The organism is Nocardioides sp. (genome assembly GCF_036405735.1).
Classification (GTDB): Bacteria; Actinomycetota; Actinomycetes; order Propionibacteriales; family Nocardioidaceae; genus Nocardioides.
Genome location: NZ_DASWXC010000051.1, coordinates 23,171 through 30,288, shown reverse-complemented (window position 1 = coordinate 30,288; position 7,118 = coordinate 23,171). Strand labels below are relative to the sequence as shown.

At 73.5% G+C, this 7,118-nt stretch carries 6 protein-coding genes; 5 read left to right on the top strand and 1 reads right to left on the bottom strand.

Features of this window, described 5'->3' with window-relative positions:
- The 5 genes from hemG to hemQ all read left to right on the top strand — a co-directional run.
- Window positions 1–1,104: protoporphyrinogen oxidase (hemG, locus tag VGE38_RS07640; protein ID WP_331141937.1), on the top strand; the 1,104-nt coding region annotated here is incomplete at its 5' end.
- Window positions 1,105–1,284: 180 nt separating this feature from the next.
- Window positions 1,285–2,004, top strand: coding sequence for a hypothetical protein (locus VGE38_RS07635; protein WP_331141936.1), 720 nt, complete (start codon window positions 1,285–1,287; stop codon window positions 2,002–2,004).
- A 64-nt stretch (window positions 2,005–2,068) separates the two neighbouring features.
- Window positions 2,069–4,123 carry a sensor histidine kinase gene (locus VGE38_RS07630; RefSeq protein ID WP_331141935.1) on the top strand — a complete coding sequence of 685 codons (2,055 nt, stop codon included), beginning with the start codon at window positions 2,069–2,071 and terminating at the stop codon, window positions 4,121–4,123.
- Entirely contained in the window at window positions 4,120–4,782 is a 663-nt protein-coding gene (locus VGE38_RS07625; RefSeq protein WP_331141934.1) for a response regulator transcription factor, read from the top strand. Before VGE38_RS07630 ends, VGE38_RS07625 begins: the two co-directional genes overlap by 4 nt.
- Before the next feature lie 21 nt (window positions 4,783–4,803).
- The gene (hemQ, locus tag VGE38_RS07620; protein ID WP_331141933.1) at window positions 4,804–5,547 is read left to right on the top strand and encodes a hydrogen peroxide-dependent heme synthase; all 744 of its coding nucleotides are present in this window, start codon (window positions 4,804–4,806) and stop codon (window positions 5,545–5,547) included.
- A gap of 170 nt (window positions 5,548–5,717) precedes the next feature.
- Here hemQ and VGE38_RS07615 read toward each other — a convergent pair whose 3' ends face one another.
- Window positions 5,718–6,845: a helix-turn-helix transcriptional regulator gene (locus VGE38_RS07615; protein WP_331141932.1), complete on the bottom strand. Its 1,128-nt coding sequence runs from the start codon at window positions 6,843–6,845 to the stop codon at window positions 5,718–5,720.
- Window positions 6,846–7,118: the final 273 nt, after the last annotated feature.

The window sequence follows — 7,118 nt, the reverse complement described above, 5'->3', positions numbered from 1 at the left end:
GGCGCGCTGCGGCCGCTGCCGCGCTCGCTGATGGGCGTGCCGCTCGACCTGGACCAGCTCGCCGCGAGCGGGGTGCTGACCGACGAGGGGATGGAGCGGGTCCGCCGCGAGCCGGGCCTGCCGCCCGAGCAGCTCCGGCTGCCCGACGAGGACGTCTCCGTCGGCGACCTGGTCGCCGCGCGCCTCGGCGACGAGGTGACCGACCGGCTCGTGGAGCCCCTCCTCGGCGGTGTGTACGCCGGCCGGGCGCGCGAGATCTCCGTCCGCGCCGCCGTACCGCAGCTGGTGACGCTCGCCGCCCGCGGCTCGATGGTGGAGCAGGCCGCCGCCCTGCCGGTCAGCGACGTGCCGGTCTTCGCCGGTGTCACCGGCGGCATGTGGCAGCTGCCGGCCGCCCTGGCGGCGGGCGTCGAGGTCCGGCTCGGGACGCCGGTCGACACGGTCACGCGCACCGCGCAGGGGTTCCTCGTCGAGACTGGGGGCGAGACCGGGCAAGAGGCCGGGGGAGAGGCCGTCCCGGCCGACGCCGTGGTGGTGGCCACTCCCGCAGCCGTGACCGCGCGGCTGCTGCGCAGCACGGCGCCGGGGGCCGCGGCCGAGCTGCGGGCGATCGAGTCGGCCTCGGTGGCCGTGGTGACCTTCGCGTTCCGGGCGGCCGACGTGGCGACCCTCGACGGCACCGCCTCGGGCTTCCTCGTGCCACCGGTCGACGGTCGGCGCATCAAGGCCGCCACGTTCTCCTTCGCGAAGTGGGACTGGGTGCGCCGCGCCGGCGGCGACCTGCTCGTGCTGCGCACCAGCCTGGGCCGCCACGGCGACGACGTCGTGGCGCAGGCCGGCGACGACGAGCTCGTCGCCGACTCGCTGGCCGACCTGGCCGCGGCCGCCGGCGTGCGGGCAAGGCCCGTCGCCACCCATGTGCAGCGCTGGGTCGACGGCCTGCCGCAGTACGCCGTGGGCCACCTCGACCGGGTCGCGCGGATCCGGGCCGCCGTGGCGGCAGTGCCCGGGCTGGCGGTCTGCGGTGCGGCGTACGACGGCGTCGGCATCCCCGCCGTCATCGCCTCGGCGCACCGCGCCGCCGCGGAGATCGCCGGCACCTGACCTCCTCGACGGCGACACGCCGGCCGGCGGTTGACGACGTCAGGTGCCCGGCCCGCACAGGGGACACGAACGCTGAAGGTTGCCCCGTTGTCCCTGGTGGGTGGGACAACCGTCCGGGGAGGGTCGTCTCACGACGGCGGGAGGCACCCGCCGAGACACCCCACCGAGGAGAGCACCGCCATGACCACCTTCTCCACCCACAACCCGGCACGCGCCGACATCGGGCGTGCCGACGACACCACCGCTCAGCGCCCCGTCGGTCGCGGTTGGGCGCTCGCCGGCATCGGTGCCGGCATCGCCGCGCTCGGCACCGTCGTCACCTCCTCGATGATCAGCGCGGTCTACGACCCCGACATCGCCGGTGACGCCGCCGCCATCGCCGACAAGCTCGAGACCCAGACGCCGCAGATGTTCGCCTTCCACTCGATCACCGTCGTCAGCGCGCTGCTGACGGTCGTGTTCGCGGCGGGCCTGCTGCAGCGGCTCCGGACGGCGCTGCCGGCCTCGAGCGCCCTCCCGGTCCTCGCCTTCGCGGGCCTGCTGGGAACCGCGGTCGTGTCGGTGCTGGGCAGCGGCCTCGACACCGAGTTCATGATGGCGATGGCCGCCGACGACGGCGTCGTGGCCGACAGCGCGGCGACGATGTACAACCACTGGACCGGCACCATCCCGTGGGTCTGGGTCCTCGCCGGCCTCTCGGGCCTGAGCCTGTTCGCAGCCGCCCGCCGCGGTGGGGTCCCGCGCTGGATGGGCCGGCTCGGCCTCGTCCTGGGCGGCCTCACGGTCGTCTGTGGCGTCTCGCCGTTCGAGTACATGGCGATCCTGCCGGGCGCGATCTGGCTGCTCGCGACCGCGATCGGCTTCACCGTCGGCGACCAGCAGTTCCGCGCCACGCGCTGAGGTGTCCGTCGCCGAATCCGCCGGTCCGGCCCCACGGGGGCCGGACCGGCATCACAATGTGCCGGTGCCCCCCACCCGACGCGCCGGCTGGGCCGCCGCGCTGCTGATCGTCCCCAGCCTGGCGTGCCTGGTGCTGTCGGTGTGGCTCGACCTCGCCACGGACCCCGACGGCGTGGGCGCGGAGCTCGCCCCCGGCTGGGGCTGGAACTACACCCTGATCGGCGCCGTGCAGGCCGCGCTGGCCGCGATCATCCTCTTCCGTGACGCCCGGCAGGGCTTCGGCTGGGGACTCGGCTGGCTGGGCCTGTTCTGGGCCACCGATGGCCTCTCGCAGTCCTACGTCCGCTACGGCATCACCGCCACGGACGCGCTGCCCGGGATGAACCTGGCGCTGTGGAACCTCAACCGGGTCGGGGCCTTCCTCATCCCCGCTGTCGCGCTGCTGCTGTTCCTGTTCCCCACGGGCCGGTTCCTGCCCGGCCGCTGGCGGGTCGTCGGCTGGGTGACGATGACCGTGATGGTCGCGGTGAACCTCGTGCTGCTGGTCTCACCGGCCCGCGGCACCCCCGATGTGACCTTGCCGCCGGAGATCGACCTGGACGCCGGCTCGCTGCCGCTGCCCGGCGACGTCGTCGACATCGCGATGCCGATCACCAACGCGCTGACCGTGCTCGGGTTCTTCGTCGCGATGCTCTCGGTGGTCGTGCGCTACCGCCGCTCGGCCGGACTCGAGCGGGACCGGATGCGCTGGCTGCTGTGGAGCGTCATCGCGATGGCGATCCTGGCCGGCGTCTCGCTCGGCCTCGAGCTCCACGGTATCGGCGACGCGGTCATCTTCCTCGTCATGCTGCTGCCTTCGGTGGCGATGACGATCGCGATCGTCGACCCGACCCTGGTCTCCATCGAGGAGCTGCTCGGCCGCACCGTCGTGTACGGCGCGTTGGCCGGTCTCATCCTGGTCGCCGACCTGGCGGTCCTGACCGCGCTGACGACCTTCCTCGACGACTCCCTCGGCCAGCGGCAGGTCGTGTTGATCGTGCTGCTGGTCTCGGTGCTGCTCTACGGCCCGCTGCGCTCCCGGCTCGCTCGGTGGGTGCAGCGACTGATGCTGGGCCGCCGCGCCGACCCCTACGACGTCGTCGCGGGCCTGGCCTCGATCCTCGAGACGACCGACGAGGGGCCTCGGCAGCTCACGGCCGTCGCCCGGGCTGTCGCGACGGCGTTCGGGGTCGGCTACGTCGGCGTCGAGGTCGACCGCACCAACGGGGAGCGACTGGTCGCGACGTACGGCGCCCGGCCGGCCCAGACCCGCACCACGCCGATCGTCTACCGCGGGTCCGAGGTCGGCCGGCTGGTGCTGCCCGCCCGGGGCCTGCGCAGCCGGCTGTCGCGCCGGGACGAGCAGCTGCTCGGCGACCTGGTGCGGCAGGCCGCGACGGCCGCGCGCACCAGCCAGCTGGCCGGGGAGCTCCAGGAGAGCCGCGAGCGGCTCGTCACCGCGCGCGAGGAGGAGCGCCGGCGGATCCGCCGGGACCTGCACGACGGGCTCGGGCCCGCGTTGAGCGGCGTGGTGTTCCGGCTCGAGAGCGCCCGGCTGCTCGTGGAGCGCGACCCCGCGACCGCGGTCGAGCAGATCACCCGGACCAGTCAGGAGGTCCAGGCGGTCGTGGCCGACGTACGCCGCCTGGTGCACGACCTGCGTCCGCCGGCTCTCGACGACCTGGGCCTGGTCGGGGCGCTGCGCCAGCTGGCCGGGCAGCTCGAGCGCGGCGGACCGCGGACCAGCGTCGTCGAGGAGGGCGTCGCCGCCCTGCCGGCGGCGGTCGAGGTCGCGGTCTACCGCATCGTCGCCGAGGCGCTGACCAACGCCGTGCGGCATGCCCGGGCGAGCCGCGTGGAGGTCCGGCTCGCCGGGGTCCCCGACGGACTGCGGGTCGAGGTGGTCGACGACGGCGTCGGCATGGCCGAGGACGTCCAGGCCGGTGTCGGGCTGCTCTCCATGCGGGAGCGGGCCGCCGAGCTGGGCGGCCGGGTCGAGGTGAGCTGTCCCGCCGCGGGTGGGACCGTGGTGCGGGCGTGCCTGCCGGTGGGCGGGCGCCAGGAGTCGGGAGAGGCATGATGAGCACGGTCATCCGGGTTGCGGTCGTCGACGACCATCAGATCGTCCGCGACGGGCTGCAGGCGCTGCTGGGTGCCCTGGACGGCATCGAGGTCGTGGGCCTGGCGGCCGACGGCGTCGACGCGCTGCACCTCGTGGAGCAGGGCCGGCCCGACGTCGTGGTCATGGACATCCAGATGCCGCGGCTGGACGGCCTCGAGGCCACGCGGCGCATCACCGCCCGGCACCCCGAGGTCCGCGTCGTCATGCTGACGATGAACGAGGACGACGAGACCGTGCTGTCCGCCATGCGCGCCGGCGCCAGCGGCTACCTCCTCAAGGGCTCGGGGGCCGAGGAGGTGCACAACGCGATCCGTGCCGCGGCCGCGGGCGGCATGGTCTTCGGTGCGGCGCTGGCCGCGAAGGTGGCGTCGTACTTCGCCGGCGTCGCCGCCGCCCCCAGCGCCGAGCCGGAGCCGTTCCCGGAGCTCACCGACCGGGAGCGCTCGGTGCTGCAGCTGCTGGCTGCGGGCCGGTCCAACGACCAGATCGCCGCGGAGCTGTACGTCTCGGGGAAGACGGTGCGCAACGCGGTGTCCGGCATCTACGCCAAGCTGCACGCGGCCGGGCGGGCGGAGGCGATCGTGAAGGCCCGGGAGGCGGGGTACGGGCGCGACTGACCGGTTGGCACAATGCTGGCCATGAGCAGCGACGCGAGCAGGGACCCGCAGGCCGACCTCAAGACCAACGCCGCCCGACTCAACGAGCTCAACGCCACCGTCCGCTACACGATGTGGTCGGTCTTCAAGCTCGACCTCACCTTCGACGACGAGGGTGACTCGGTCCGGCGTGAGGAGGCCGCGGAGGTCGAGCGGCTCTTCGCGGACCTCGCGGCCGAGGACGTCGTCGTACGCGGCCTGTACGACGTGGCGGGCCTGCGCGCCGACGCCGACATCATGGTCTGGTGGCACGCCGAGACCAGCGACCAGCTGCAGCTGGCCTACCACCGCTTCCGGCGTACCGAGCTCGGCGTCCGGCTGATCCCGGTGTGGTCCCAGATGGCGCTGCACCGGCCCGCGGAGTTCAACCGCTCCCACATCCCGGCGTTCCTCGCCGACGAGACGCCGCACAAGTACGTCTGCGTCTACCCCTTCGTGCGCTCCTACGAGTGGTACCTCCTCGACGACTCCGAGCGCCGCCGGCTGCTGGCCGAGCACGGCCAGATGGCCCGCGACTACCCCGACGTGCGGGCCAACACGGTCGCCTCGTTCGCGCTGGGCGACTACGAGTGGATGCTGGCCTTCGAGGGCGACGAGCTGCACCGCATCGTCGACCTGATGCGCCACCTGCGCGGCTCGGAGACCCGCCGCCACGTGCGCGAGGAGGTGCCGTTCTACACCGGCGCCCGGGTGACGCCCCAGGAGCTGCTGCAGCGGCTGCCCTGACGGCCTCCCGCCGCCGCAAAGTGTCACGGTGACACTCCAAAGTGTCACCGTGACAGTTGGCGCCGAGAGTGACAGTTCGACGTGTCACTCTCGTGGCGAACTGTCACCGTGACAGTTTGGGTGCCGCCTCGTCGGGCGACGCGCCGCCCTCCTTCGTCGGGCGTCGCTGCTCAGGCGAACCAGCCGCCGGGGCTGAGCTCGGAGCCCATCCGCGGCACGTACTGGTCGAAGTAGATCCGCGCGATCAGCTCGCGCCGGGAGCGTACGTCGGCCTTCGCGAAGATCGCCTTGAGGTGGTCCTGCACGGTGTAGCTCGACAGGTGGAGCGTCGCGGCGATCTCCTTGGTGTCGACGCCCTGCAGCACCAGCTGGGTCACGTCGCGCTCGCGCGGGGTGAGGTCGAAGGCGGCCACCACGAGGGCGACGATCTCCGGCGGCCGAGCCTCCTCGATCGTCACGACGACCTCGCCGGCGCGCTCGCCGGCACCTGAGAGGGGAGCGGCGTGCAGGACGAGCCACTGCCCGGCCGGCGTACGCACACGACAGCGGGGCGGCACCGTCGTCTCGCCGCGCGCGAAGCGTCGGGCGGCACCCACGAGCGCCGACACGGGGCTGAACGGGTCGGCTGCGGCCGAGCCGCTGACCAGGCCCGCGAGCCGCTCCTCGGCGCCCATGCTCATCTGCACGATCTCGTCGTCGCTGTCGACCACGAGGACGGCCGGGCCGAGCGCCGCCCGCCCCTCGGGTACGTCGGCCAGCCGGGCCAGCATGCCGGTCCGGACGCCCCGCGCGAACAGCGGCGAGAGCGTCGCCAGGAGGTCGACCTCGGCGGCGCCGAACGGCTGCTCGTCGGAGCTGCGGAACAGGGCCATCGCGCCCCACGCCTGCGGGCCTTCGCGGAACACCACGCGCGCCTCGTCGCCGAACCCGAAGTGGGGCATCATGAACCGGCTCATCCGGCCGGAGCGCTCTACCTCGCCCTCGGTGAGCAGGTGGACGCCGGCTGCCGGCACCGGGGCCTGCGCCAGCTCGGTGAAGGCGGTCGGCTCGACGGTGCCGTACTCCAGCAGCCCGAACTCGTGGTCGTGGCTGTTAGCGTCGCGTAGGAAGCCGTACTTGCGGGCGCTGGTCAGCAGGTGCGTGCTCGGGTCATGGGTCGCCAGGCAGGCGGCCACCCAGGGCACCGCGCGCTTCAGGGAGGTCACCGCCTCCTCGAGGAAGGTGTCGAGGTCGAGACCGGCACGCGAGACGACGTCGACGTCCTGTCGCACGCGCTCGGCGGTCAGTCCTCGGGGCATGCCTGAAGTGTCCGCCGTCGCGGCCCGCGACGACATCCCAGATTTGTGGGTTGTCCAGACCACCAGGTCCCCAGGCCCGGAACTACCCGGTGGATCGGGATGGTGGCGCACCGCCGCCGAGCCGCAGTGTTGCCGCCATGACCGAGCCCTGTCCCTCCTGCCACCCCGACCTGCTCGACCCGGCGGAGCTGTGCAACCCGCCGGTCGCCCGCCCGATCGAGGCCGACCTCGATCTCTGGCTGCCCTGAGCCATCCACCGACCCCAAGGAGAGC

Bases quoted from the DNA above. Each gene is read 5' to 3' on its own strand.
- VGE38_RS07635 (WP_331141936.1), top strand. From the start codon at position 1,285: ATGACCACCTTCTCCACCCACAACCCGGCACGCGCCGACATCGGGCGT.
- VGE38_RS07625 (WP_331141934.1), top strand. From the start codon at position 4,120: ATGATGAGCACGGTCATCCGGGTTGCGGTCGTCGACGACCATCAGATC.
- hemQ (WP_331141933.1), top strand. From the start codon at position 4,804: ATGAGCAGCGACGCGAGCAGGGACCCGCAGGCCGACCTCAAGACCAAC.
- VGE38_RS07615 (WP_331141932.1), bottom strand. From the start codon at position 6,845: ATGCCCCGAGGACTGACCGCCGAGCGCGTGCGACAGGACGTCGACGTC.